The 25,015-nt window shown below is 56.2% G+C and carries 20 protein-coding genes; 1 reads left to right on the top strand and 19 read right to left on the bottom strand.

The window, feature by feature from the left end:
- Positions 1-68: 68 nt before the first annotated feature.
- The 14 genes from KF784_03535 to KF784_03470 all read right to left on the bottom strand — a co-directional run bounded on the left by KF784_03535 (position 69) and on the right by KF784_03470 (position 16,535).
- Positions 69-1,286 carry a DUF4872 domain-containing protein gene (locus KF784_03535; GenBank protein MBX3118111.1) on the bottom strand — a complete coding sequence of 406 codons (1,218 nt, stop codon included), beginning with the start codon at positions 1,284-1,286 and terminating at the stop codon, positions 69-71.
- A gap of 154 nt (positions 1,287-1,440) precedes the next feature.
- Positions 1,441-1,890, bottom strand: coding sequence for a cytochrome C oxidase subunit IV family protein (locus tag KF784_03530; protein MBX3118110.1), 450 nt, complete (start codon positions 1,888-1,890; stop codon positions 1,441-1,443).
- A gap of 4 nt (positions 1,891-1,894) precedes the next feature.
- Positions 1,895-2,599 carry a cytochrome c oxidase subunit 3 gene (locus tag KF784_03525; protein ID MBX3118109.1) on the bottom strand — a complete coding sequence of 235 codons (705 nt, stop codon included), beginning with the start codon at positions 2,597-2,599 and terminating at the stop codon, positions 1,895-1,897.
- A gap of 3 nt (positions 2,600-2,602) precedes the next feature.
- Complete coding sequence (locus KF784_03520; GenBank protein ID MBX3118108.1) at positions 2,603-4,318, bottom strand: cbb3-type cytochrome c oxidase subunit I; 1,716 nt, start codon at positions 4,316-4,318, stop codon at positions 2,603-2,605.
- Positions 4,315-5,340 carry a cytochrome c oxidase subunit II gene (gene coxB, locus KF784_03515; GenBank protein MBX3118107.1) on the bottom strand — a complete coding sequence of 342 codons (1,026 nt, stop codon included), beginning with the start codon at positions 5,338-5,340 and terminating at the stop codon, positions 4,315-4,317. The genes KF784_03520 and coxB overlap by 4 nt, the downstream gene beginning before the upstream one ends.
- 20 nt (positions 5,341-5,360) lie before the next feature.
- Complete coding sequence (locus KF784_03510) at positions 5,361-6,245, bottom strand: SCO family protein (protein MBX3118106.1); 885 nt, start codon at positions 6,243-6,245, stop codon at positions 5,361-5,363.
- 18 nt (positions 6,246-6,263) lie between these two features.
- Complete coding sequence (locus KF784_03505) at positions 6,264-6,677, bottom strand: hypothetical protein (protein MBX3118105.1); 414 nt, start codon at positions 6,675-6,677, stop codon at positions 6,264-6,266.
- Positions 6,670-7,878, bottom strand: a complete 1,209-nt coding sequence (locus tag KF784_03500) for a hypothetical protein (protein ID MBX3118104.1) — start codon at positions 7,876-7,878, stop codon at positions 6,670-6,672. Before KF784_03500 ends, KF784_03505 begins: the two co-directional genes overlap by 8 nt.
- Before the next feature lie 9 nt (positions 7,879-7,887).
- Positions 7,888-8,553 (bottom strand): cytochrome c, encoded by a 666-nt coding sequence (locus KF784_03495; GenBank protein MBX3118103.1) that lies wholly within the window; start codon positions 8,551-8,553, stop codon positions 7,888-7,890.
- Positions 8,546-9,097: a DUF3341 domain-containing protein gene (locus tag KF784_03490; protein ID MBX3118102.1), complete on the bottom strand. Its 552-nt coding sequence runs from the start codon at positions 9,095-9,097 to the stop codon at positions 8,546-8,548. Before KF784_03490 ends, KF784_03495 begins: the two co-directional genes overlap by 8 nt.
- Positions 9,098-9,131: 34 nt before the next feature.
- Complete coding sequence (gene nrfD / locus KF784_03485) at positions 9,132-10,577, bottom strand: polysulfide reductase NrfD (GenBank protein MBX3118101.1); 1,446 nt, start codon at positions 10,575-10,577, stop codon at positions 9,132-9,134.
- Positions 10,577-13,672: a TAT-variant-translocated molybdopterin oxidoreductase gene (locus tag KF784_03480; protein ID MBX3118100.1), complete on the bottom strand. Its 3,096-nt coding sequence runs from the start codon at positions 13,670-13,672 to the stop codon at positions 10,577-10,579. The genes nrfD and KF784_03480 overlap by 1 nt, the downstream gene beginning before the upstream one ends.
- A 16-nt stretch (positions 13,673-13,688) precedes the next feature.
- The gene (locus KF784_03475; protein MBX3118099.1) at positions 13,689-14,570 is read right to left on the bottom strand and encodes a cytochrome c3 family protein; all 882 of its coding nucleotides are present in this window, start codon (positions 14,568-14,570) and stop codon (positions 13,689-13,691) included.
- Between the two features lie 135 nt (positions 14,571-14,705).
- Positions 14,706-16,535 carry a heme o synthase gene (locus KF784_03470; GenBank protein MBX3118098.1) on the bottom strand — a complete coding sequence of 610 codons (1,830 nt, stop codon included), beginning with the start codon at positions 16,533-16,535 and terminating at the stop codon, positions 14,706-14,708.
- A 628-nt stretch (positions 16,536-17,163) separates the two neighbouring features.
- On the opposite strand from KF784_03470, the gene KF784_03465 reads away from it, so the two are divergent.
- Positions 17,164-17,502 (top strand): histidine triad nucleotide-binding protein, encoded by a 339-nt coding sequence (locus KF784_03465; protein MBX3118097.1) that lies wholly within the window; start codon positions 17,164-17,166, stop codon positions 17,500-17,502.
- Here KF784_03465 and KF784_03460 read toward each other — a convergent pair.
- From KF784_03460 to KF784_03440, 5 genes are all read right to left on the bottom strand, one after another.
- Positions 17,499-18,170: a response regulator transcription factor gene (locus KF784_03460; protein ID MBX3118096.1), complete on the bottom strand. Its 672-nt coding sequence runs from the start codon at positions 18,168-18,170 to the stop codon at positions 17,499-17,501. The genes KF784_03465 and KF784_03460 overlap by 4 nt on opposite strands.
- Positions 18,171-18,265: 95 nt before the next feature.
- Positions 18,266-19,387, bottom strand: coding sequence for a hypothetical protein (locus KF784_03455; GenBank protein ID MBX3118095.1), 1,122 nt, complete (start codon positions 19,385-19,387; stop codon positions 18,266-18,268).
- Between the two features lie 449 nt (positions 19,388-19,836).
- Positions 19,837-21,351 carry a proline--tRNA ligase gene (gene proS / locus KF784_03450; protein ID MBX3118094.1) on the bottom strand — a complete coding sequence of 505 codons (1,515 nt, stop codon included), beginning with the start codon at positions 21,349-21,351 and terminating at the stop codon, positions 19,837-19,839.
- Between the two features lie 688 nt (positions 21,352-22,039).
- A complete protein-coding gene (locus KF784_03445) occupies positions 22,040-22,909 on the bottom strand; it encodes an ATP phosphoribosyltransferase (GenBank protein ID MBX3118093.1) in 870 nt (289 codons plus the stop codon).
- 59 nt (positions 22,910-22,968) lie between these two features.
- The gene (locus KF784_03440) at positions 22,969-24,996 is read right to left on the bottom strand and encodes a hypothetical protein (GenBank protein ID MBX3118092.1); all 2,028 of its coding nucleotides are present in this window, start codon (positions 24,994-24,996) and stop codon (positions 22,969-22,971) included.
- Between the last annotated feature and the right edge of the window lie 19 nt (positions 24,997-25,015).

Here is a 25,015-nt window from a genome sequence, read left to right as displayed (position 1 = left end):
ACAAGTTTCAAAACAAAGAAAGCCCTCGAATATCTGTTCGAGGGCTTTCCTTTTTTTGGGTGTTGAGCTTAGCGCATCGCCTCCATCAAGGCCTGAACCGCCGTCCTTTCAACCCCCGCCACCTCTCCAAGGGCATCCGCAATTTCAGCCCTGTGCCGCCGAACCTCACTCTCGTCGAGTGGAAAATCCGCCTTGATCGCCGCACGTATGTCCTCCAGCTCAGCTTCGAGCTCACGAACTTTCGCTAACTGCCGATGCCCCTCTTCAAACCAAAGCCGACTTCGCTCCAGATGCAGACGACGCGCTTGGGCAAATGCAGGGATCGTATCGGGAAGCATCTTGTCGGCGAGGCGTCTCCATGCCCCCGCCGACAGCCGAAACAAGCCCGCAACCTCCTTCAACGCATCGCGATTGAGAATGACCGACGCCTCCTCCAGGAAGTCCGCGTAAACGTCACGCTCGGCTCCGTCGCCCGACCCTGCGCACGTGATCCACGTCCACAATCCTGGCTGGATGTGACTCCCGGCCAAAGCGTGAAAGTGTCCATAGCCGTTGCCAAAGTAACGCTCCCAGCTCTGCTTGTTCCGTTGGTTCGTCAGCAACTCTCCCCAAAACGCAAAGCCCAAGAATCCAAAGCGATCCTTTGCCCCCTTCGGCGGGTCCTCGGTAAAGAGGCTGATGGTCTGCCGGATGCCCGCCTCAACCGCGCTTGGGAGAAGATCCCAGGCAGGCGCATCAAATCGAAACACCTTGTTCTTCAAATCCTTGATTCTTGATCGCGCAGAGGTTAGTTCAGAAACAGGCACGGGCCAAGGGTGCAGCGAACGATCAACGACCCATGCCATCTCGCCTTCGATCTTGGTAACAAGCATCGGCATGGGCGACCAGTTGTTGGGGTCATGCTCCACCGAATGGTGCTTCATCGAATGCGTATCGGCAATGACCATCGGCACGTACCCATCGTCGATCGCCTTTTGCAGGTTGAGCAATCCCTTCTCAGGATCGACCGTACCAACCACTTCATGCCGCCAACCCAGGCGTTCATAGATCGTCTGAAGAGGATCGAACGTGTTGCGAGTGAGCAAGACAGCAAACGGCAAATAGCCCGGATAAGCAAACGTGAAGTATCCAAAATTCGCCCCTCCGCTCACGCCCATCAATAGCGCTTCGCTTGGAGGTTGGTTTGTGTGCGGAGCCTTCGTGCCCTGGGCGAGCAGAAGGTTGGCAAGCGTCCCGGTTTCCCAGTGACGCCCAGGATAGATCATCGTGGAGTTAGTCGTCGGCATTCACAGAACCTCATCAGTCGCCTACGAGTATAAGGCAGGGAAGTGGAGCACGGCAAAAACAGAGACATGACATGCACTTTTCCGGCAGATCGCGACCCTCAAATAAAAGAATGCCCGCCAAAAAGCGGGCATTCTTAGATGATTCAACGCGACCTTACGGCTGACGCGGCGAGTGCTGCAACTGCTGATGCGGGACAGTCGCACCCGATTCGGGCCTTGCCGGAAGGATCACTTGTGTCGGGTAGCTAACCTCGTGTTTCTCCCAACCCGGCACGGGCTCCCATGCGCGCGTGGCATAGTCGCAGAAGGTGAAGCCGATAAATCCAACCCAGGCAAACCCCAGCAGCGCGTAGAAGCGAACTAGCTTGCTGCTGTACTTCACGCCCATAAAGAACGCAATGACAAGCGTAGCCTTGCCCACAGCAATGCCCATCGCAATGATGTTGTTGAGGAACGTCAACTCTTGCGATTGAGGCAGCTTAGCCGCAAATAGCGCCCAACCAATGGTCGCCGCCATCCCAATGACCAACAGCACGAACACCTTCAAGTAGGTGGACGGCGGTGTGATATGGTGCGAGTGCGAGTCGTGTGTATCTTGGCTCATGATCTTATTGCGGCATCAGATAGAACAGCGGGTACAGGAAAATCCATACCAGGTCAACGAAGTGCCAGTAGAGCCCCACCATTTCGGTAGGGATGTAAGTTTCGACTAAATGATGGTCCTTGATGACAAGGAGCATCAACACAGCGATGCAGATAATGCCGATGACAACGTGGATGCCGTGCAGGCCCGTCATCGCAAAGTAAAGCGAGAAGAACAACTCGGCGACGCGGTCAGGCACATTTGCTGCCGCCCCATGCACCGTGTTCGCCCAGTCAAACGATGCTCCGGGCACGTGGTGGTGCTGGAATTTGGGTACCCACTCAATCGTCTTGATGACCAAGAAGCCAAAAGCGCAGGCCATCGTGATCCCAAGGAACATCAGTTGCTTGGCCTTATTCTTTATTTGAGCGTTGTAAACGCTCATTGCCATCGTAAACGAGCTGAAGAGCAGCACCATCGTATTCGCGCCGCCCCATTCCCAACTCAGCTCTTCATGCACCAAGAACCAATCCGCTTGATATTGCCACCGATACAAGGCGTACACAAAGAACAGCGGACCGAAGAACATAACCTCTGTGACCAGAAAGCTCCACATGCCAACGATGTAGCTCTCGTTCTGCTGGTCCATGTCCTCGAACTGATGGTACACACCGTCCTTGTGGCCGTGCGAGTCGATATCATGTTCGTCGTGCGAAGCGGGTAATGCCATGCTTTACGATCCTCCCTTGAGTTCGGCTTCCTCTCTCGCCTTGGCCCGTTTCAGCTCCTCTGCCCAGAAGTCTGTGTCATCGTCCGCCTCAGCGTCGTAGTTATAAGCTTCCTCGGTCACAATCGGAATCTTATCAAAGTTGAAAGTATCGGGTGGCGAAGCGGCAGCCTCCCACTCCAAGCCCTTGGCTCCCCAAGGATTCGGCCCAGACTTCATTCCGTATTTGAGCGACCAGGTTAGATACAGCGCAGGTAGAAGGTAGCCGATAGCCAAGATCGACGCGCCCAAAGTCGACATCTGGTGATACACCTGAAACTCGGGCTGCAGGTAATAGTTGTGATATCGGCGCGGCATTCCCATATAGCCCATAACGAATTGCGGCAAGAACGTAAAGTTGAAGCCCACAAAGACAAGCAGCGCGCCCGCCTTGCCCCAGCCTTCTGGGTACAGTTTCCCGGTCATCTTGGGCCACCAGAAGTGCAAGCCGCCCATAAAGGCCGTAATCGCACCGCCGACCATGACGTAGTGGAAGTGCGCCACAACGAAGTAGGTGTCGGTCAGGTGGATGTCCGCCGCCAGGGCCGCCAGATAAAGACCGGTCAAGCCGCCGATGACGAACAAGCCCATGAAGCTGTAGGCATACAGCATCGGAGTGGTGAAACGCACCGACCCCTTATAGATCGTCGCCGCCCAGTTAAAGATCTTGATCGCCGAAGGCACCGCAACCACAAAGCTGATGATCGAGAAGACAATCCCCTGATACATCGACTGTCCAGAAACGAACAGGTGGTGCCCCCATACCAAGAAGCCAAGGAATGCGATCGCCAAGGACGAGAACGCAATCGGCTGATAGCCAAAGATACGCCTACGTGTGAAGCACGCGATGATCTCGTTGATGACGCCCATTCCGGGCAGAATCATGATATAGACAGCCGGGTGGCTATAAAACCAGAACAGGTGCTGGAAGAGAACGGGGTCTCCACCAAGTTCTGGACTGAATACACCCAACTTCAAAACGCGCTCGGCAAACACCAGCAAAAGCGTAATCGCAATAACCGGTGTCGCGAGAATCATCAGCAAGCTGGTGGCGTAGTGCGCCCAGATAAACAGCGGCAGCCGGAACCAGGTCATGCCTGGGGCACGCATCTTGTGGATGGTGACGATAAAGTTAAGCCCGGTAAAGATCGACGAGAACCCGGCGAAGAAGGCTCCAAAGATCGCCAGCGTCACCTGTGAGTTCGAATAAAGACTGGAATAAGGAGTGTAGAACGTCCAGCCCGTATCCACGCCGCCAAAAAGAAGCGCCATCAGCGCGCAAAGGCCGCCCGCCACGTACATGTACCAACTCAACAAGTTGAGCCGTGGAAAGGCAAGGTCCCTCGCGCCCACCATCATCGGCACCAGGAAGTTTCCGAGCGTCGCTGGAATCGACGGAACAAGGAAGAAGAAGATCATCACGATGCCGTGAAGACTAAAAACCTTGTTGTAGGTGTCGTTTTCCATCATCACGCCGCGAGGCGACATGAGTTCGATGCGAATCAGAGATGCGGCGAATCCGCCAATAACGAAGAAGATCGAAATCGAAATGAGATACAGAACCGCGATCCTTTTATGGTCCGTGGTCAGTAGCCATGATGCGATCGTATGGCCGTTGTTCAGATAGTTCTTCTGTTCGACGGGTCCTTGGGCACTTCCGCCCCCTACAGCCGTTGCGCTCATGGTCGATCCCCTTTAGCATTGGTCGTGGTTCGCGAATCTGTGGTAGCGGTATTCGTCGACTGCGAACTCGTGCCGACGACGCCTAATGACTGAATGTATGCGTAGAGGTCCAGAATCTGCTCCTCGGAAAGCTGGCCCTTGTATTCCGGCATCGTCTTGTCCGGATACCCTGCCGTGAGCTTATGATAGGGTTCTAAAATCGATTCACGAATGTACTCGCGGTCGGCGACGACCACGCTGCCATCCGTCATTTGCCGCTTCTGCCCCACCAGACCATACAGCGATGGGCCCTGGTCAATATCTCGCTCGACATGGCAGGTTTCACAGCGGAACTGCTCAAAGAGCGCCTTGCCGCGCTCGGCAGGCATCTTCGTCACCTTCTCGACCGTTTGTCCGCCCGTCTCAACCCAGGCTTGCCAATCCTTCTGGCTCAAAACCGTGACATAACCGCCCATCTCCGAGTGCTGCGTGCCGCAGTATTCGGTACAGAACAGAGCGTACGTTCCCGGTTTTGTGGGTGTAAACCAGATCATCGTGTACCGACCTGGCAAGACGTCGTGCTTGGCGCGGAAGGCTGGGATGAAGAAGCTGTGGATGACGTCCTGAGAGATCATCGTCATGCGAACCGGGACGCCAACCGGCACGTGAAGCTGGTTGTTCTCACGAATGCCGCTCTTCGCGTGCTGAATGTGCCACATCCACTGCTTGCCAACGACATAAACGTCCATTGCATTCTTCGGGGGGATGCGCGTTTGAACGTAAAGCTCGGTGGCCCAGAAGAACATGACAAGGCCGAGCACAAGCGGAATAACCGACCATGTGATCTCAAGTGCAACGTGAGTGTCGATCGGGTTCTTCCGATTGACCTTATTGCCTTGGCGGAACCGAACCGAAAACACGAGCATCATCGCACCGACGATAATCGTGAACAGCACGGTGAGCACGGTCAGTGCGATAAACAGAATGTCGTACTGGACCGCAAATTCCGATGCTGCTTCCGGTTTATAAGCAAAATTCCACATAAATGACTGTCTCCGCGCCCCTAGCTCTCCGAGTCTGGCGCGCCTCCTTGCTCAGGGACATTCTCAACATAAAGCGGTTGTCGTTTGTGCTTCTTCGACATGATGATGATCGATCCGAACAGAACCAGCAAAGTCGCCATCCCCATAACTTTCATCACGCGCTCGACGACGATCGTGGTCTTTCCTGTTCTTGGGTCGTGCTGGAGGCATCCCCAAAGAATCAACTCCGGTTCGGGCTCGGAAATGATCTCCTTGGCTGCCTTATCCAGATTTGCCATGACAAATCTTTGGGGGTAGGTCACACCCGAGATATAGCTTGAAACCCGGCCCTTGGGGGTAATGAACACCAACGTCGCCGGGTGGGTGATCAGATTAAGCTGCTCGTTGTAGTGGAAGGTATAGCCCACCGAATCCGTGACTTTCTGAATGTCTTCCAACTTGCCTGTAAGGAAGTGAACGCCAGCTTCGGCGCCCTCCCCGTGCTTAAACTTTTTGAGCCACTCTGCCTTCTTGGCCTTGGCAAGCTCTGGAGTCTCCTTCGGGTGAATGCTGATGGCGACGAGCTCATAATCCTTGCCTGGGATGCGATACTTCATCGCCCCGAGGCCCTTCACCGCGCCCTCTTTGATGAGCATGCAGCTGCCGTTGCACTGATAGAACATCAGCATCAAGATAACGGGTCGCTCGCCGAAGTATTCGCTCAGTTTGACGGTCTTCCCATCCTCATTCATAAAGGGCGTGTCCAGAGGAACGCTCTCTCCCACCTTCTCAACCAATGCGATCCTGTTCTGGGGATTGAGGTCTTCGACGGATTGCGCGCAGCCCATAAAGGCTGCCCCCGTAACAGCGAAAACCGCTGCCCCTCGAATCCAATTTATCCCTACGAACTGATCTGTGTTAAACATGGTCTCTTCTCTGTTGGGCTAGTTGCTGTTCTCCTTCGCGGGTGGGTTGATGCCCTTTTCGACCGTGAGCTCCATTGCCCGGTCGATGGGTATCCATGTCTGTTTGGTCACGACGTCCTGCCCAAACGATTCCAATCGTTTCTTGGCGTCGCGCCGCATGTTTGTGATATCAAGCTTTGCCTGCTCGCTCGACTGCAGAACAGGATTAGGGTCTCGCGGAGGCGTCATCGTGTGCTCGGCTCGGTACGATTTGCCCGGGGCCGTCTTTGTCAGCGTCCACTGAATGCCCACCGAAATCACCACCATCACGGTCGCAAAGATCGAATACCACCGGTAGATCTTCCAAACCGTCTTCCAGTTGGCATCGCGATGGTCATAGCCCAGCTCGGGCCGCGTTTCGGCATTTATAGCTTCGGGATCGACATCATGCATGAGCGTAAGCCTCCTTCAGTCTCGGGTCGTGGGTTGGCAGTAGGTTGCCCTTGAGGAGCATTGTGCTGAACACAAGCGTCCACAGCGCTCCAAACGCCGCCAGCGCCACAATGTCGCCAATCTGCACTCCAAAATCGGGCCGGAAGAACGGAATGGCGATCCAGTAAACGTCGACAAATCTTACGAGCAGAACCCAAAGTGCGATATTCCTGAGGATGTTCGGGTTGGCTTTTGACTTCGGTGACATCAGGCTGATAAACGGGAACAGGAACTGTCCCAAGATAAGAAACACTCCAATGCTCTGCCAGACCGGCCTGGTTCTGGTCACGTAGAACGTCGTGAGCTCGGGCAGGTTACCGGCCCAAATAATCACGAACTGGCTAAACGAAGTGTAAGCCCACAGAAGACTGAACACGAAGAGCATGTTGCCCAGGTCCTTGCTCAGACCCTTGTTCATCACTTCCGAATACGGCTCCTTCTTCGCGTTCGACATCACGATCACGTTGCACAAAGCAAGCGCGGTGAGTACGGAGCCGACGATGAACCAAGCAGGCATCATCGTCGAGAACCAGTGAGCGTCAATCGACATCACCCAGTCGGTAAAGGCGACGGTGCCTGTCAAGAAGAAAAGAACAAGACAGGGCGCGGAGATGTTCGTCCGTGCCTGAGCCATCTTGTTCGCCTTGGCCGCATCTTGCTCGCCATCCTGCGCGTGAGAAGACTTTCGCAGGTAGTACGCCAGCCCCATCCAGATCGCAAAACAGACAATGGTTCGCGTCATCCACGGCTGTTGGGTCATCTGCATCACAAACGGAAGTTCCGACCGGTACTGCAAGACGTGATCCCCAGCAACCTTCGCCGGATCGGCCCAAGGATAAAACACTTTTGTACTCAGGGCGATGGGAATCCAGCCCACCAGCATCGCGGCAAAGGCCGCCGGGCTTCCGCCCGCCTCAACCAGTCGCAAAACGCTCAGGCCCCAAGCCCCACGAATGGTGTGATGCAGTAAGGTGACGCCAAGACAACCGAGGGTCAAGCAGGTGAAGAACAGCCACCCAAAGAAGTAGCTGTGCATGAACGACTTGTCCGACAGCGCCATCGACGCGGCGATCCCTCCGCCGATCACGAAGAGCAAAGCCGCTGCGGTGGCCGCTTTCTTTGCGCCTATCGCGTTTGCGTGGTTTTGACTGCTAATGATCATGCTCATCCCTTAACCCAGACTTGGCCTCTGCCGAGTGTTGATCTCCCTGTTCGATTCTTCAATCTTGGCCTTGTCATCCTTGTTCAAGTCGTTTTCGTTGGCGTTCTGGCTCATCTGCAGCGCGCGAATGTAAGCCGCAATGGCCCATCGGTCGTCGGGCTCCACCCTCGGAGCCTGCGAGAACATCACGCCGTAACCTTTGGTCATCACTTCGTAAAAATGTCCAATCGGTATTTCGCGAAGTCGATCGGAGTGGTACGTCGCGACCGTTCGGCGCAGAGACAGACCGCGCTTGGCGATCATCCCCTGCCCGTCTCCAAGCTCTCCGTGACAGTGCTGACAAGCAACCATAAATCGCTCTTGTCCTCGCTCAAGAATCTTCGCGAGGTCGGTTTTGGTGCTCAAACGTTCACCGTTGATGGTGAGGAACTCGGGAAGATTTGCTCGGAGCTTGCCGTTGGCATCGCGCCCATCGCCCATCTCGTTCTCTGTCTTCAACTTCCCTCGGGGGACCGTGCCAGCCACCGTCGGACGGTCAGACTGCCCGTCGGTAAAGAAATCGCTTTGCGTCTGCGGCATGGTCTTGGGCTGCCGCCACATATCGGTATGACAGCCTGCCAGAACCAACCCAGCGCCCGTGAGCGCGAGGACATTCCACAAAACCTTTTTAGCCATTGAGAACCTCCGAGACCTCTTTTGCGCCGAGACCCTTCAAGAAAGCCTCCGTCTCATCGCGGTCGTACTTCTCATCCTCAACCTCCACGCAAAGGAAGAATTTGCTTCGCGAGGCAAACTCAAAGTTCTTTGCATTGAAGATTGGGTGATGGGGGCGGGGAAGGCCGTTCAGGCCAAGCATGCCAATCACGGCCGCGAACGATGCGAACAAAACCATGCACTCAAACGTGATCGGGATGAACGCGGGCCAGCTTTGGAGCGGCTTTCCACCCACGTTGTGAGCGTACGCATAAACCGAAACCCAATACTGCAGACCATAGCCCGCCGCCACGCCCATAGCGCCGCCAAGGAAGATGATCCACTTCACGCGGTGATCCTCTTTGTCGATAACGTCGGCAAGCCCGTGAACTGGAAACGGCGTGTAAGCCTCGATCTTCTTAAAGCCTGCCTCTTTGGTCTTGACGGCAGCTTCCAGAATCTCGTCCGGTCCGTCAAACTCGGCGATCATTCCGTGAACGGGGTTCTTAGGCGCTTCTACATGCATGGCTGCATAACCTCCACGAGTTTGAATCCTAATCTCATTCTCCACCTCCGGCGGGCTGAGGAGCCATCGGGCCGTGCCCATGATCCTTGCCCTTTCCGTGCCCGTGTCCGTTGTCGTTGTGGAGCAGCTTGTGGAGAAGGTCCTTCATTTCGAAGATGTTGATCGCCGGGATGAACCGCACGAACAGCAGCATCATAAAGATGAAGAAGCCGATGGTGCCGCCAAACATCATGAAGTCCCAGAACGTGGGGTAGTAGTTGCCCCAGGCCGACGGCATATAGTCGCGCGTCAGCGACATCGGGATGATGACAAATCGCTCCAGCCACATACCGATCGTGACCGCGCCAGAGATCGCCAGCAGAGCCGGAATGCTCTTGCGCACCTTGGGAATCCATAGCGGCAAGATACAAACGCAGTTGCAGACCCACAGAGCGTAGTAAAGGAACGCATACGGTCCGTGCAGTCGGAAGTGCATCAGCTGCAGCTCGAACTTCGCGCCGCTGTAATACGCGTAATACACCTCGCAGAAGTAGCCGTAACACACGATCAAGCCGGTGGCGAGCATAATCTTCGCCATCCAGTCGAAGTGCTTCATCGTGATCAGGTGCTCCAGGCTGTACCACTTTCGAGTGGGCACCGCAAGCAGGATAACCATCGCGAATCCGGCAAACACCGCGCCAGCGACGAAGTAGGGCGGGAACAGGGTGACGTTCCAGCCGGGGACGATAGACTGCGCAAAGTCGAGGGACACGATAGAGTGAACCGACAGAACCAGCGGAGTCGAAAGTCCAGCAAGAATCAGATAAGCCGTTTCGTATCGTTGCCAGTGGCGGGAAGAGCCTCGCCAACCCATCGCAAGCAGCCCCCAAATCTTCCTCACGAACATCTTTTTCGTCTTGTCTCGAAGCGTCGCAAAGTCGGGGATCAGGCCGATGAACCAGAAAAGGGCAGATACGGTGATATAGGTGGAAACCGCAAAGACGTCCCACACCAACGGACTGCGGAACTGAGGCCACAAGCCCATCCAGTTAGGATAGGGGAACAGCCAGTAGGCAACCCACGGACGACCCGTGTGCAGGAGTGGATACATTCCCGCGCACATGACGGCAAAGAGGGTCATCGCCTCGGCAAAACGGTTAATGGAGTTACGCCACTGCTGCCTCAGCAGAAGAAGAATCGCCGAAATCAGCGTTCCCGCGTGGCCGATACCAATCCACCAGACAAAGTTAATGATATCGAACGCCCAGCCAACCGGCTGGTTGTTGCCCCAGATACCAATACCCATGTAAACCAGGTAAGCAACGGCGAGAACGAGCGCGTTCACGCCACCAAAGGCCATCAGAAAGGCCATGTACCAGACTTTTTTGTGGCGCTGCTGGTCAAGGACGACAGAGTCGATCGAGTCTTCAATCGAAGCGTACGTCTGATGGCCGGTTATCAGCTTTTCAAACTGTTCCTGGTCTTGCAATGCCTTTGCCATTAGTGGCCTTCCTCCTTGGGCATCATGGCCATCTCGGCCTCATGCAGTGCGCGGTTTACGTTTCTGACGCGTCCGAGATAGCTCGTTCGCGGTCGGGTATTCACTTCTTTCAAGAGCACGTAGTTGCGGCCATCCGCTCGTGTCTTAGAAACTGCCGAATTCGGGTTGGACATGTCGCCGAAGGTGATCGCATGAGTCGGACAGGCTTGCTGACACGCGGTCAAAATCTCGCCGTCTTCAATCTTGCGACCTTGCTTCTTCGCATCGATCCTTGCTGCATTGATGCGCTGCACGCAGTAGGTGCATTTCTCCATCACACCGCGTCCGCGCACGGTCACGTCAGGGTTGTTCAGCAGCTTGAGCGAAGGCGCATTCTGTCGTCGTGCCTTCGGACGCTCTTTCTGATCTTCCATGTCGTGCATGTCGTAGCTTGGATAATCCTCGCGGTCTCCAAAGTTCAGATAGTTGAACCGGCGCACCTTGTAGGGGCAGTTGTTCGAGCAGTACCGAGTTCCAACGCAGCGGTTATAAACCATCTGGTTAAGGCCCTCTTTGCTGTGAGTGGTCGCCGCGACCGGACAGACCGGCTCGCACGGCGCGTTCTCACACTGCATACATGGCACCGGCTGAAACACCACCTGCCCAGGGTGGTCGTCCGGGCCAGTGTAGTACCGGTCCACACGAATCCAGTGCATCTCACGTCCGCGCTGAACTTGAATCTTGCCGACGGTTGGGATGTTGTTTTCGGTCTGGCAAGCGATCGTACACACTCCACAACCGATGCAGAGGTTCAGGTCGATCGTCATCGCCCACTTGTAACCGTCGTACTCAAACTCCTTGTCATTGTAGAGCGTGGGTTCGCCAAAGTCGTGGTGATGCTCGGGAGTCAGGGCCGGATTGGTCTTCAGTTCCGCAACCGTTCCCGACCGCACCAGGTCTCCACCCTCCATCTGGTTGTGCATTTGGATGGTGCAGAGCGCGTCCGTTCCGCCCACCCGGCGGAGCTTCTTGGGCGGGCGCTCAATCTGCAAGATGCTCATCGCCGCCGTCGTGCGGTAGCGCCCCGCATTAAATCCGACGCTCTCGGCGATACGTCCCCAGTTGTGCCCATATCCCAGATGGGCGGTCACAACCCCGTTCGGATGTCCGGGCAGAACCCAGACAAGACCTTTTGTAGCGTTGCCGTTCGCCGTCAGGCTGATCTCATCGTTCGATTCGAGACCCCAATCGGCGGCGGTCTTAGCCGACATGTAAAACGCGTTGTCCCAACACAGCGATGTCATCGGGATCGGCAGTTCCATCGCCCAGCCCGAGTTCGCAAATTCACCACCGTGGATGGTAGGGTCGGGAAGCACCAGCAGTTCGGGGTTGTTGCTCGGCGCTGTCCTTGGCCATGCGCTCGCGCTGCCCGCAAGACTGACGCTAACCTGTGGGCTTGAAGAGCCCTTCAAGAGGCCAACTTCCAGCACTCTTTCAAACTCGTGCTCGGCATTGCCTGCCGGAAGCCACGACTTCCACGTCTCGCGCATCACATCGCGAACCTTGCGCGGGTCACCCATCAAACTCAGCAAAAGCTCAGTCGCCGATTTGCCCTCATAAAGAGGTGCGATCAGCGGCTGAATGCTCGTCAAGGTGCCATCAAAGGAGCGTGCGTCGCCCCATTCTTCCAAGAAGTGAGTCGAAGGCAGGAACCAGCGTCCGCCGCCCGTGCTTCCTTCAGGAGTGAGGGCGTTCGCAGTTTCGTCCGCATAAAGTCCAAGGTAAGAAACCTTGTGAACCTTCCGCATCGCCGAAGCAAAGTCGATATCCGTCGGGGCTGTGTAAGCCGGATTGCCGCCAAGGATGATCAGATGATCAACCTTCTGTGCGGCGATTCGATCCACGAGCGCCTTAATCGACGCGGTGTGGTTCTCGGGTCGAACTTCGGGCGAGGCGATATAGCGTACGGTGGTGCCAACGCTGCCGAGCGTGGCATTGATGGCATGGGCGAGCGCGTGGACAACCGGCGGCTGATGGTCGCCAGCGATCACCAAACCGCGTGAACCAGCAGCTTGAAGGTCAGCAACTGCAGAATCCAAAAAGACGCCGTCGATCGGTGTCTTTGCCCCGGCGACGTCGACTCCCAGTCTTGAGGCGATGGCAAACGCCACGCTTTCCACCTGGCTTGGCTTGACACCCACAAAGTGATCGGCAGCGGCTCCCGTCATAGACGGGGTGCTCTCCACCGCATACATCCGGTTCAGGTTGTCTGGAGATGGGCTGACCTGTCTTCGTGTGGCAAAGTCTCGGGCATATCGAACGTTGCCTGGCCCAGTGGCAAAGAAGTCAGCGTCGAGCGAGAAGACGACATCGGCGTTCTTGAAGTCATAAACCGCTTCGTAATAACCACCAAACGCCATCTTTGAGCCTTCGCGAACGTTGTCTCGGCTGGTGGATTCGTATTGGTGCCAAGTTGTATTTGGGTAGGCGCTGACGAATTTTTGGATGACCGCCGCGAGTGTCGGCGAGGTCACCGTTCCCGTAAGGATGGCAACGCCCGCATCTCGCTTTTGCTCAAGGCTGGTGCGAACGTCGGCAAAATACGAATCCCACGAACTCGGCAGAGGCCCTTCCTGAACGACCTGCTGTCGGTCGGGGTCGTACATCGTCCAAATCGCCATCTGACCGAGAACGTCGGTCGATCCCAAACTCGCCGGATGGTCTCCGTTTCCGTCGAGCTTGACCGGTCGTCCCGACCGGCTCGTCGCCCAAAGCGGCTTCGCAAAGCCGTTGAGCGTCATCGCCGTGGCGTAAGAAAGCGGCTTCCCAGGAACTTGATCCTCGGGCGCGACCACGCGAGGAACGATCTTGTCCTCAGGGAGATGGCGGCATCCGGCGAGGGAGGCCATCACCATCGTCGCTCCCATCAGCTTGATAAACGACCGACGGTCCACTTCGAGCATGCTCTGACGCTCGGGGAACTCGTCGTCTGCCCATCGCCGAAACTCGGGAGTCTCCGCAACCTGATCAAGATTGCGCCAGAACTCTTTACCCTTCGAGCCCTGGAGACGCTTCCTGATCTCCTCTAAATTGAACCCTTCCTTCCTGTTGTCCATGCTCAATCCTTTGCGCCTAACGGTGGCAGATGTAGCAGTCCCTGAGCTGCTCGTTCTCGACCTTGTACTTCTTGACAAGTTCACGCCCCTCTTTAAGGTCGTCGCTCGAAAGTGAGTGCGTTAAGCCCTTGGTGAGGTCGTATCCTCGCGGCGTAAGCCGGTCCCCTCTTTGGTACATGTGATAAAGCTCAAAAACCTGTTGTCGGGGAGACATCTGAATGTCCTTCTTATAAGTCTCCACAGCGGCCTGATACTTGGCAACTTCCTTCGGATACTCCTCCATCGCTGCATCGAACTCCTTAGCGCTGTGAAATTTGCTCCTGTCCGGCTTCATTGGCTCGTGAGGATGCGCCAACATCTGCTCCGGCTTGAGCAGATACTTCTCTGGCTCGGTGTGACAGGTCAAACACCAGTCCATCGAGAACGCCTGTGCCTTCGATGTCATCGTCATCTCTTGAACCGCGCCGTGGCACTGGTTACAACTGATGCCCCGCTCAATATGAATCGAGTGGTTGAAGTAAACGAACTCAGGAACTTTGTTGACCTTGTTCCAAACCAACGGCGTCCCATCTTCGTAACTCTTTCGCACAGGCTCCAGCAGCGGCGAGTTCGTCCAAATCTGAGAGTGGCAGCTCATACACGTCTCTGTGGTGGGGACGCTGGCGACGGCAGACTTCTCGACGGCAACGTGGCAGTACCGACAGTCGATGCCCAACTCAAACACGTGGTGCTTGTGGCTAAACGGCACCGGCTGGTTAAGCGCAACGCCTGCCTTGGTGTTCGCGGGCGACCGCGTGATCGTTGACCCCGCGTAAAGCAAGATGATCGGCGCCGTCGCGCCAAGCATCAAGCTAAGCTTTGCCATCACATTCGAGCTTTCTTTAAAGATCTGAGCCATATCTGGAGCCCCTAAACTTCGTCCTCTGTCATTGCAGAAAAGCCGGACCAAAGGACCGACTTTTCTACCACGCCATCGGCGCATCTATTCATCAAATCCGTCATCTCGCCGTCAAATCGCACAAACACTACCCGATCACCAGCCTCCAATGCGGTCAATCGCCAATGTCAAAAATAGCGCGAACAGGTATGTCATAGAAAACTTATACAAACTGAGAGCCTGTGGACGCTCGGTTGTTTTGAACAATCCGATGCACTTCACAAAGAGTCCCACGTTGAGCAGGACGGCGACGCCCACGTAAAGGAGGCCGACGTTTTTCATGAACATGGGCAGAATGCTGATTATCGCGGTCAGCACCGCATACATCATGATCTGAATGACCGTGACACGCTCCCCTCGAACCACGGGCAACATGGGCACACCCGCCTTTGCGTAATCGTCCTTGATCATGAGAGCCAGCGCCCAGAAGTGTACCGGCGTCCAGACAAAAATCAGAGCAAAAAGAATCCACGCAAATGCCGAAAGATCGTTTGTGACTGCTGCCCACCCAACCATCGGGGGGAACGAGCCCGCCGCGCCGCCGATCACGATGTTGTGCCAGGTTCGGCGCTTGAGCATCAGCGTGTAAACGATCACATAGAAGACAAGCCCCGCCAGCGCCATGATCGCGCAAAGCAGGTTGGCACCCAGCCACAGCAGAACAAATGACAGTGCCGCCAACCCAAAGCCAAACATCAGCGCATTCGTCGCAGGGATCGCGCTGGTAACCGTCGGACGCTTGCTTGTGCGCTTCATCGTCCGGTCGATGTCACGGTCGATGACCATGTTAATCGCGTTCGCCGCACCGGCTGCCATATAGCCGCCGATGGCGACGATGCTAAAGAGGGTCACGCCCGGCCACCCGCCTGCCGCCATGATCATCGCGGTCAAGGTCGTAAAGAGGAGAAGGCTGATGACTCGGGGCTTAGTGAGGGCAACATAAGCCTTCACGAGGTCCATGCCATGCAGCTCTGGGGCCTGCTCCTGATCCTCTGTGAACTCCTCTGTATGCTGAACGTTGCTCGCCAGTGCCGACATGCTCAGATAAAGGAAGGCGAGCCACATCAGATCGGCACCGAGAAGGTGAAGCAGCTGCATCACGAGCGGAGCCTGCAACAGGAGATTGACCACTCCAATCGCCATCTGTACGATGACCAATCCGACGACCCACTTCGAGCCACGCGTTACGTGTTCGCTGGGTCGGAATTTCACGAGCAACCCTGCCAACAGAATCATATACAGAGCCACAGAGGTCGCAATCAGCGGGTGAAGCGGACGAAGGCTGACCAGAAAGTGTACGCCCGGTGTGAAATCTTGCTTGATGCCGTTAAGCAGCCCGTCGCTCGGGAAAAGCGTGTCGCCGAGGGCGCTCATCGCGCCGCTCACGCCAAGCACAAACATGCCAAGGATTGCCGCACCAATCGCCCAGCCAATCGCTCCCTGACCCTTGAACTTGGGTGTTGCATGTCCGCTTGCCCAGAAGACTACTGCAGCGATACACCCAATGAAAACGAGCGTGTTCAGAAGGTGAACCGACAGCCAAAACACCCTCATCGCAGACGTGTCGTGTACGACATAACCCTTCATCACCAACTCTCGACCAATAAGAGCTTCGAGAATGAGGAAGAAAAGCGTTGCCGCGGAAGCCTTGCGAACGATGTGGCCTTTCGGGAAGCCGACGATTGCCCATGCCATCATTCCAAGCACGAGCAAGCCAGAAATCATCGTGGAGACACGGTGACCATACTCAAGGAAGGTCGCCGCGTCGTGGAAAATCGGGATGACCGCGCCATCGCAATTGGGCCAGTTCTGTCCACACCCGTCGCCCGATCCCGTCGCACGAACGGCAACACCCCAAGCGATCACGAAAAGGTTGTAGATGAGAACGCCAAAAGCGTACTTGGCGAAGTTAGAGGCGGTCTTCATTTCGCCTCCGAAGGGGAATTTGCTCTGTCGGAATGGGATAGCGAACGATGCAGCTCACCTGCTGCAATGACGGTACCCAGTGGGAGGATGCCGCAACAGCTCCGATGAGGTTCGTCCGATTCGCTTCTTCGTTCTTGATTCACGAGGGTCCCAACGAGCAAAAAAGATCAGTGAGGCGAAGTTGTGTGTTTGAAACACATAAAATCTGGCTACCCTCACCGTTCGTCAAGCAGGAGCCTCAGCATTGAGGGACGCATATCCTCGTTGCCATTCCGCTTGCCTTCAACTTATGTACCCGATCATTTGGACTCTTTGCTGGTGTTAGGCCAATGACAAAAAAATATGGATTGAAAAGCCGCCTTTGGTCTTGGTAAACGCTCGCGGTCTGGAAAACCAGGCTGGAGGCTACACTCGGGATAATCCCCTCTCCCTTGATGGGAGAGGGGCAGGGGAGAGGGTGACGATTACCCCGGCACCAGCTCAAGGGCAGACCGAGGCACAGGAATCCCCTATCTCAGCAGGTTGAGCCATCCAATCTCCCCCTCCTTTGGTTCGTCCCCCATCAAGGGGGAGGAGACCCCCGGTCCAGCGCAGCAGGACATCCCCAACTAAACACAGAATACAGAGCTTGCCTATGCCAACTCTGTTTACAAAAATTATCGAAAGAGAGATTCCCGCCGAGATCGTCTATGAAGACGATCACTGCGTCGCCTTTAAGGACATCAGTCCGCAGGCTCCCGTCCACGTCCTCATCGTGCCCCGACAAGAGATCGCCGGGGTGGCGTCCGTCCCCAATTCCGGCGATCATCAGCACCTCATCAACGCCGCACGAAAAATCGCCGAGAAGTTCGGCCTTGACGACGGCTATCGTCTGGTGATCAATCAGGGCATCGACGCTGGTCAGACCGTGGACCATCTGCACATGCACCTGCTAGGCGGACGGAAGTTCGATTGGCCGCCGGGCTAGCCCACAAACTTATAACCCACACCGCGAACAGTCATGAGTCGCGTGGCGTTATCCGGGTCCGGCTCAATCCGCGTTCTGAGCCAGCGCACGTGAACATCCACCGTCCTCGGACTCACAAATGCATCTTTGCCCCACACCCGATCGAGCAGCGTTTCCCTGCTGAAAACCTGCCCGGCGTTCTTGACCAAGAAGTGAAGCAGAGCAAACTCCTTCGGAGAAAGGCTTTGCGGTTTGCCGTCGATAAGCGTCTCGTGGCTCGCTGGGTCGATGCGCAGATTTCCGCTCTCCACAACCTCAATCGGCTTATCGCCCGAGGCGCGGCGAAGCACAGCTTTCACCCTTGCCGTAAGCTCGCTAAGGTTGAACGGTTTGATGACGTAATCGTCCGCCCCCATCTCCAAACCGCGAACGCGGTCAGTCTCCTCGGCTCGTGCCGAAAGGAAGATGATCGGGGTCGTCGACTCCCGTCGTACGGCTTTGCAGAGGTCGTAGCCTGATCTCTGTGGGAGCATGATGTCCAGAATAATCAAGTCGGGCTTTGCGCGCCGAAAGAGGCGCATTCCGTCCTCAGCCGACTCTGCCGTAAAGGTAGAGAACCCCTCCTTCCGAAGCTTATTCTCTACCGTTTCCAGCAACGTCTGTTCGTCGTCGACGATTAAAACTTTCATGCATTCACCTAAGATTCAACTCTCTAACACGGGCGCGAGACGGTCGTTGCGATCTAACAACGCTCTCAACTCACACCACCGTGCCGAGAGCGTCCTTAGGTCGCGATGATTTCGACATTGGCGCGAGGCACCGTTACCTCTTCGCCACCATCCAACATGGCCTTCAACACGCGGACCTCCGCGCCCGAATCCACCACCACGAGCGTTGGCGGCAGTTCGGTCACCTTCCCGATCTGCCCGAAGTACGGCTCGCGAATCACTCGGATCGGCGTGCCCATCGTGAGCTCTCCTGCCCCCGAATCCGACTGCGGAGCGCCAGTAAGGTCGGGCATCGGAACGATGATCTCGGGGCGGATAACGCCCGCACGAATCTGCGTCGCGCCGTTGATGCTCGCCTGCTTTCCTTCCAGCGACCGAAGAAGATCGAAGGTTCGCTGCGCCATCGCAAGGTAGCCGAACCCTTCGGTAACCATGATCGAAACGCCGACCTCCTCTTGCCCCGTGATCGCAACTCCAATGTCGTATCCCAGGAAGGAGATCAAATCTCGGTCACGGATGCCACCAGCAACAAGGCCCTGCGCACCTACCTGCACCGCTTTCTGAATGGCGTCAAGCGTGATGCCCGAACCACCGATGAGGATCTTGCCCTTGTCCGATTCGTGGATGTTGTCGGCGTGAAGCGGTTGATCGTGCCCAGCAACCGCAACTCGAATCTCGCCCGATCTCTCGACGCCGACACCGAAGATGCCCTGCACCATCGCTCCGCGAGTCTCGACGATCGCGCCTTCTTCAGGAAGGATTTCGACGATCTTGCCTTTGATGTAAGCATCGATATCGACAGGAATGCCCGGCTCCCGTACGAGCGCGTTGCCCGTCACTTCTGAAATCGCCTCAATCGTTCCGCCGTAGTCGGCAAGAACCGTGGACTTGAAGAACCCAAAGAGCCCTTTTGTCTCGGCAACGACCTGGCCCTTCTCAACCGCGTCGCCCTCCGAAAACCGGAAGAACTGTCGGATGTCTCTCGCTTCGATGCCGAGCTTTTCCGAAAGCTTGATGGTCTGTAGTACGCCGGGCAGGACGGCACGGGCAACGACGGTATCCGGTTCCACGGCGTCGCCGACGTTAATCAGCACTTCGCCTTTGATCGGCAATCGTCGCAGGCGTCGGACGACAATGTCTCCGCTAACCGTAAGTCCGGGTGTGTATGCGCTTCCCAAGTCTGTATATCTCCTCAGTTGAACCTGCGCCGAGACGCAGAAACCGTCTGCGGAGTTTACTCCCTCAGTTAAGAGTCCTGCCTTGAGAGTGTGGACGATTGTTAAGAGTCCGGTGGTTAAGCCCGTGTTAAGGTTGCGGCGCCTATTGGTGTGCGGGGCAAAAGAGCGTGTTGCTTTGGTTCGACCTAGTCTTTCGCTGGAGGGTCACTGTCCTCAGTGACCGCTCTTGGACATTGAGGACAATGTCCCTCCAACCTCTTTATGGAGGGTCACAGTCCACAGTGACTGCTGTTGGACATTGAGGACAATGTCCCTCCAACCTCAAAGGGCAAGCTTTTTGAGGTAGCGAACTCTCCTTTGTGGTTCTTAGTGTTTTTGTGAGAAATCCCAGCATAAATCGGACTGCGCCGACCACTTGCCAACAACTTGCCAACCACCTGCCAACGCTCCTAGTACGCCTTCGCAAACACAACCCGCTGTTCGCTCGGCTTACCCGTCAACACACACTTCCCAGGCTGAGCATCCGCCGGATCGAGCGGCTCGAACGGAATACACCGGATCGTCGCCTTTGTCTTCGCCGCGATCAGTTCTGCCGTTTCATTGGTGCCGTCCCAATGCGCCATGACCAGCCCCGGGCCGCCTTCGCCTTCGAACGCCTTCTCAAACTCTTCCCACGTATCCACGCGGTGCGTGTTTTCGTTACGGAATGCGAGAGCTTTGTCGAACAGACTTTGCTGAATGGAATCCAGCAGCTTCGGGATCTCCCCTACGACCTGATCCAAGGTCAGCGTCATCTTCTCGCCCGTATCTCGGCGGGAGAGGATCACGGAGTTCTGCTCAAGGTCACGCGGCCCGACTTCCACCCGGATCGTCGCACCTTTCAGCTCCCAATCGTTGTACTTAAAGCCCGGCGACTCCTTCTCGCGCTTGTCGACTTTAACGCGGATCGGCATCTCCTTCCAGCGCATGCCTTTCAGTTCAGCCGCAAGCTTATCGCTCACTCCGTAGGTGAGTTCACGAGTCTCTTCGTCGCGTCCCATCGGCACGAAAACGACCTGTGTTGCCGCAAGCCGGGGCGGCGGGACAAAGCCCTTGTCGTCGGAGTGCGCCATGATGAGCGTCCCGATCAACCGCGTAGAAACGCCCCATGACGTCGCATAAACGTGGTCGATCTTGCCTTCGGCGTTGGTGAACGTCACGTCGAAAGCCTTGGCGAAGTTCTGCCCTAGGTTGTGTGAAGTCCCCGCTTGAATGACGCGAAGGTCTTGCGTTAAAGCCTCGATACAGTAGGTGTGCAAAGCCCCGGCAAACTTCTCGTTGTCCGACTTCTTCCCAACCAAAACCGGCACCGCCATGAACTCCTCGGCAAAGCGCTGATACACGCGCACCATCTGCATGGTCTCGGCTTCGGCCTCCTCAAGGGTCGCGTGGGCGGTGTGCCCCTCCTGCCAAAGAAACTCAGCCGTGCGTAGGAACAAACGCGTTCGCATCTCCCAGCGCATGACGTTGCACCACTGGTTGATGAGAATCGGCAGGTCGCGGTAGCTCTGAATCCAACTTTTGTATTGGTTCCAAATCACCGTTTCCGAGGTCGGGCGGATGACCAACTCCTCTTCCAGTTTGGCGTCGGGGTCTACAACCACGCCCGAGCCGTCCGCCGCGTTCATAAGTCGGTGATGCGTCACCACCGCGCACTCTTTCGCAAAGCCATCAACGTGCTCGGCCTCTTTGCTCAAGAAAGATTTAGGGATCAGCAGAGGGAAGTAAGCGTTTTCGTGTCCGGTCTCCTTGAACATATCGTCAAGGCCGCGCTGCATGAGTTCCCAAACGGCGTAACCGTTCGGGCGAATGACCATGCATCCGCGGACGCCGGAGTGTTCGGCGAGTTGAGCTCGCTCAACCAGCTCGTTGTACCATCTGCTGTAGTCTTCTGAGCGAGACGTGATCCCTTTGTTGCTGCTCATGATAAGCCTGAATTTTGGCACAGTCAGGTTCAAGGCATCGGGACGTAAATGGTTGAGAGAATGCTTCAACCGTCCTTACGGCTGGGTTGATTCTTAACTCCCACCGAGTTCTTAGCCTCAATCCTTCGGGAGGACTGACGCATGGAAGGCATGGAGTTGACGTTGGTGTTTGGCAACGGTCCCTTCCCCCTGCATTTAGGGGGAAGAGATTAAGGGATGGGGGTTGCTTGCAAATGCTGCGGCCTGATGGACGATCACCGACCGGGGTTGTGGTTCGTTTTATGCCTCAATCCTTCTTAGGGTTGAGGCTAAACTGGCGCGCTCATGCAGCCTCAACCCTTTGGGAGGACTGAGGCATGGAAGGCATGGAAGGCATGGAGTTGACCCTGGTGTTTGGCAACGGTCCCTTCCCCCTGCATTTAGGGGAAGGGATTAAGGGATGGGGGTTGCTTGCAAATGCTGCGGCCTGATGGACGATCACCGACTGGGCTTGTGGTTCGTTTTATGCCTCAATCCTTCTTAGGGTTGAGGCTAAACTGGCGCGCTCATGCAGCCTCAACCCTTTGGGAGGACTGAGGCATACAAATGGTGTTTTCTCCCTCCCCTTAGTCCCCTCCCTCACGAAGGCTTCGCCGTTCGCAAGGAAGGGGATTTCCTCAATCCAAAATCCGAAATCTAAAATCCAAAATCAGTAGATCACTTTATTCAGCGGATACTCCACCAGGCCCGTCGCCCCGGCGCGTTTGAGGGCCGGGATGAGCTCGCGGACCTCTTTCTCGCTTAGGATCACTTCTGCAGCGAACCATTGCGCATCGGCCAGTGGCGAAAGGGTTGGGTTTTGGATTGCAGGAAGCAGCCCCAAAACTTCATCCTTCTTCTCCACCGGAATGTTCATTTTGAGCCCAACCAGTCGGCTGGCGTTCATCGCCCCGGTGAGGAGAATCGCCATCGACTCCAGCTTGGTGCGCTTCCAATCGTCGGCCCAGGCATGCTTTCCCGCCACGAACCGAGTGGTTGACGTCAACAGCGTCTCGATGATGCGGAGGTTATGGGCCCGGAGGGAGGAGCCGGTTTCGGTGTTGACCACAATCGCATCGACGAGTTGAGGGACTTTGACTTCGCACGCCCCCCAGCTAAACTCGATGTCGGCGGTGATGCCGCGATCCTTGAATGCCCGCTCGGCAAGGCGGACATATTCGGTGGCGATCCGCTTTCCTGCAAGGTGTTCCAGCTTCTCGAAATGGCTCTCTTGATGGACGGCTAGAACGATCCTGATGGGGTTGTCGGTGAGTTTGGAATAGCGCAGTTCGCAGATCTCATGGACGTCCGCGCCGCAGTCGGTGATCCAGTCATGCCCGGTTAGGCCAGCGTCGATCACACCATCCTCGACGTAGGTCGGGATTTCTTGGGGACGGAGCAAGACGGGTTCGATTTCGGGATCATCTACGACCGGTTGATAGGATCGTGAAGATGTCCGAAACCGGAAGCCCGCGCGCTCGAACAGCGCAAAGGTCGCCTCTTGCAGGCTGCCTTTTGGGATACCGAGTTTGAGAACCATAGGCCCAGGAGTGTACTGGGATGGGGTTTTGGGCGTTGGGTCTGTGAAGGGGCGAAGGGCTATCCTCCCTCAGCCGCCTTCACCTTTTCTTTGAACACCTGTGGGAGGCCGTCGTAGGTTGTGGGATTTGTGCGCAGGTCAACTCTGAAGTCGACGAGCGGATGATAGTTGGCTTTGATTCCACCGCCGCAATCCACGATCATGGTCGCGTTCGTCCATTCCCCGAGCCAATACGAATCCTCTTTTCGGATATTCCCACCCGTTTGACGAAGGGCACCGGCAAGTTGAGCCGCCGTGAGCTGTTGAGCCCATGCCGCGTAATTGTCTCGCTGAGGCGTTGCCACATGGACGATCTCATCGTTTACGGCAGTCCCTCGCAGGACCATCCCAGAGACGATCCCGTTCGGTGCGACAACGGACGGCAGCGAGGACAGGGCGGGATGAACGGTCTCGCCAGAACGATCGTTCGGCTGAAACACATTGTAAACATTGCCATCGTAAACCAGATGTTTCATGGACTGGCGAGCCGTGGGTGAAAGCTGATCGACTGGAATCGGCACACCTGCAATGAAGGCTTCGCGCTGGCTGTAGCTCAGTTCGGCATAAACTCTCACCGCAGGCCAGTTCATAAACTGCAAGATACGTTCGCAGCGTGGCAGGAGGATGCTCGCGTAGTAGAAACCCATGGGGTCCCACTCTCCGATGCTTCCGTTCGTCTTCACGTAGTCTGCGATCACATTCAAGCGGACCATGCCTGTTTCGACAAGGGACCGAGCTAGTTTGGCGAGAGCCAAACGATCGGTGTGCTCGATTGCGGTCTGCTGTGGCCTCTCTGGGCGGATGGTGAGCCAGTCGCCATCCTCCTGAAACTCTAGGTGCAGAGCATTCTTGGCATAGGAGGTCCAGAGCTCCAAGTCGATGCGATCCTTCTGCACGGCCCTTTCATAGGGGATGAGGAGATCGTCTGGCAGACGGGCCACAAGATGCTTTTTGCGGCGTTTCGCCCAGGCATGAGCGATCTCCCCCGCGACAAATCCAAGCGGTTCATCGACTTCCGGCTGCAGCAGTCGCTTTCTCCACTCGTCGTTGAGGGGCATCCGGTCGGGGCCGTAGCTAAGATCGCGCATTCTCAGGAACTCGTAGGCTGCGGAGCTGAGCCGGTAGGGCTCCTTCTCGCCGGGCGTTTCGGTCCGTGTCCCGGTCAGCGCCGCCTCGAACCAAGGAGCTGTCTGCTGGACTCCCGCCACGGCAACCGTCTTTCCATCCGGGCCGGTGATGTAAATCTGGGTGTTGACATAGTTCGCCAGCGTGCAGATCACAACCGCAGCATCGAAGGGACCCGCGCTGCCGAAGTCGGTACCGAATCGGGGATCGCCGCCAAAACTGCTTCCACGGTTAGGCCGCTCGGGAGCTTTTGCCATGGCATCTGCCCAAATAGCGTGCTCTTTGGAAAAATCATCCAACGCCTTTCTTGCTTGTGAAGGGAAGGCGTTCTGAATCTGCGTTGGACGCGTGGAGAAGACAACGTTTTCACCGAGCTTGGCCTGGCAAACCTTCGTCAGATCGACCATCGAAAGGAGCTTCATGGCAAGCCGGTTTGCAGGAGCCTTGTCGTAGAGCTTTTTGTACTCTTGGAACATCAAGAACGGCTCGTCGGCTTTTTGCGCCTTCGCGTCGAGCTTGGCAAGATCGTCTTCGACCGCGAAAGCCTGCTTAAGCGTAAACTCCGGCTGCTTCTCGAACTCCTTGATCCGTACGCCTATGGTGTTGTCCCAAAACTTGCGACGCGAAGCCATCTCCGCGCTCTCCATGTCCCGCTTGCGCTGAGTGTCGCGGGTGAGGAGCCAGCGGTCGCTCTGCTTCTCCCAATTCCCGTAAACAGCGTTGGCGATGCGGTTCATCAGGTCGCTTAGTTCCACACCCTGAGCATCAACGGACATGATCTCACTGGCGAGTGGCAAGCTCACGGTGAGGGTTTCACCGGACTTTTCGCTCATCGCCGCGACAACGGATTTGAGTGGAGCGGCGCTGATGGTTAGATCAATCTTCGCGGGTTGACTGAATAGAATCGCAATCGCAATCAACATAGCCATTCACCTGTCCCTG

It is taken from the genome of Fimbriimonadaceae bacterium (assembly GCA_019638775.1).
In the GTDB taxonomy this organism is placed as follows: domain Bacteria; phylum Armatimonadota; class Fimbriimonadia; order Fimbriimonadales; family Fimbriimonadaceae; genus JAHBTD01.
The sequence above is the reverse complement of the archived record's forward strand: the minus strand, read 5'-3'. Positions and strand labels throughout refer to the sequence as shown.

Bases quoted from the DNA above. Each gene is read 5' to 3' on its own strand.
- KF784_03535 (MBX3118111.1), bottom strand. From the start codon at position 1,286: ATGCCGACGACTAACTCCACGATGATCTATCCTGGGCGTCACTGGGAA.
- KF784_03530 (MBX3118110.1), bottom strand. From the start codon at position 1,890: ATGAGCCAAGATACACACGACTCGCACTCGCACCATATCACACCGCCG.
- KF784_03525 (MBX3118109.1), bottom strand. From the start codon at position 2,599: ATGGCATTACCCGCTTCGCACGACGAACATGATATCGACTCGCACGGC.
- KF784_03520 (MBX3118108.1), bottom strand. From the start codon at position 4,318: ATGAGCGCAACGGCTGTAGGGGGCGGAAGTGCCCAAGGACCCGTCGAA.
- coxB (MBX3118107.1), bottom strand. From the start codon at position 5,340: ATGTGGAATTTTGCTTATAAACCGGAAGCAGCATCGGAATTTGCGGTC.
- KF784_03510 (MBX3118106.1), bottom strand. From the start codon at position 6,245: ATGTTTAACACAGATCAGTTCGTAGGGATAAATTGGATTCGAGGGGCA.
- KF784_03505 (MBX3118105.1), bottom strand. From the start codon at position 6,677: ATGCATGATGTCGATCCCGAAGCTATAAATGCCGAAACGCGGCCCGAG.
- KF784_03500 (MBX3118104.1), bottom strand. From the start codon at position 7,878: ATGATCATTAGCAGTCAAAACCACGCAAACGCGATAGGCGCAAAGAAA.
- KF784_03495 (MBX3118103.1), bottom strand. From the start codon at position 8,553: ATGGCTAAAAAGGTTTTGTGGAATGTCCTCGCGCTCACGGGCGCTGGG.
- KF784_03490 (MBX3118102.1), bottom strand. From the start codon at position 9,097: ATGCATGTAGAAGCGCCTAAGAACCCCGTTCACGGAATGATCGCCGAG.
- nrfD (MBX3118101.1), bottom strand. From the start codon at position 10,577: ATGGCAAAGGCATTGCAAGACCAGGAACAGTTTGAAAAGCTGATAACC.
- KF784_03480 (MBX3118100.1), bottom strand. From the start codon at position 13,672: ATGGACAACAGGAAGGAAGGGTTCAATTTAGAGGAGATCAGGAAGCGT.
- KF784_03475 (MBX3118099.1), bottom strand. From the start codon at position 14,570: ATGGCTCAGATCTTTAAAGAAAGCTCGAATGTGATGGCAAAGCTTAGC.
- KF784_03470 (MBX3118098.1), bottom strand. From the start codon at position 16,535: ATGAAGACCGCCTCTAACTTCGCCAAGTACGCTTTTGGCGTTCTCATC.
- KF784_03460 (MBX3118096.1), bottom strand. From the start codon at position 18,170: ATGAAAGTTTTAATCGTCGACGACGAACAGACGTTGCTGGAAACGGTA.
- proS (MBX3118094.1), bottom strand. From the start codon at position 21,351: ATGAGCAGCAACAAAGGGATCACGTCTCGCTCAGAAGACTACAGCAGA.
- KF784_03445 (MBX3118093.1), bottom strand. From the start codon at position 22,909: ATGGTTCTCAAACTCGGTATCCCAAAAGGCAGCCTGCAAGAGGCGACC.
- KF784_03440 (MBX3118092.1), bottom strand. From the start codon at position 24,996: ATGTTGATTGCGATTGCGATTCTATTCAGTCAACCCGCGAAGATTGAT.